General features: G+C 43.7%; 1 protein-coding gene and 1 pseudogene. One reads left to right on the top strand and one right to left on the bottom strand.

Annotation, left to right across the window (positions count from 1 at the left end; genetic code table 11):
* Positions 1-410: pseudogene (locus JAO78_RS16635) on the bottom strand (replication endonuclease); the annotation flags it as partial.
* 263 nt (positions 411-673) lie between these two features.
* Here JAO78_RS16635 and JAO78_RS16630 point away from each other — a divergent pair.
* Entirely contained in the window at positions 674-853 is a 180-nt protein-coding gene (locus JAO78_RS16630) for a hypothetical protein (RefSeq protein WP_226752482.1), read from the top strand.
* Positions 854-1,132: the final 279 nt, after the last annotated feature.

Below are 1,132 nucleotides of genomic sequence, written 5' to 3'. Positions count from 1 at the left end.
CATACTGTTACCGATACACCACCAATTTGCTGAAACTGGCGTATGCCCCAACAGCTTGCCCAGGCTTCAACCCGTTCAGCGGCTTCAATCGGGTTTTCACCATAAACGCCTTCGTCGAGGTTCGCGCCGTCGATATTCTTACAAATGTACTTTGCTACATAGCCAGTGGCCGATCCCTTGCGCGGGTCGATGGCAACAAATTTAACGCGGTTTTCTCTCGCTCCGGCTTCGTCGCCGTCTTCCTCAAAAGCATAGTGATTAATAACTGCTCTAAACGCCTTTAAGTTCTCAGGCTCGACAAACAGCATTAAGTGCCAGTGTGGTGTGCCGTCATGTTACGGTTCAGCAACATGCAGGCCATAGGTGCGTATGTCCTGCCGGTTAAGTTCGGCGCAAAGCTTTGCCCAAATACCACATAAATATTGCTGAGCTTGTTGCGGGGTAAAGCCCTGCTATTTTTGGTTACGATTGCCACTTTTAGCATAGGCGGCATGATACTTAGACTGGCAGGTTAGTGTGATGAAATCACTGATATGATTTTGTGCTTTGGCAAAACTAATGAAGTAACGGCATAGTAAGCATTTATAATAATGCTATTATTGCTTTACTTGCTACTAGCAGGATGTTCTGGCAGTCTGAATTCAAAGGAAGTTAATCAGTTAAGGGGCAATGGATGGCGCTGACACTTTACCTACAAAAATTTCGTGAATTAAATACTTTACGGCTAAATGGACATAATAAACCGCATAAGGTTTGTATGTTATTAGCAGTAATTGAGTTGATTGAAATCGGCATTATTAACCAAAATATAATTGAATTTAGTGATACTTTAAAACTGGGTATTTCGGGATGATCCGGCCAGCGATTTCGGCATGAGTCGGCCACCCATTTCGGTATCATCCGGCCACTGATTTCGGCCTCATCCGGCCACCTGTTTCGGTATCGACCGGCCAGTTTGTTCTTCCTTCGTTTTACGGACTTTGGCATAACAGTTTTTTAACTGTTTGTCGGAGTAGTCATGACACGTAAAAAGAAAATGTTAAGGACAGATATGCAAACTTATCTGGATATATTCCGCCTCAAATTCGAGGCCAAGTTAAGCGACAGACAAATCTCTCAGGCACTTAATATT

Origin of the sequence: Alishewanella maricola (genome assembly GCF_016343785.1) — a bacterium.
Lineage (GTDB): Bacteria > Pseudomonadota > Gammaproteobacteria > Enterobacterales > Alteromonadaceae > Alishewanella > Alishewanella maricola.
The sequence above is the reverse complement of the archived record's forward strand: the minus strand, read 5'-3'. Positions and strand labels throughout refer to the sequence as shown.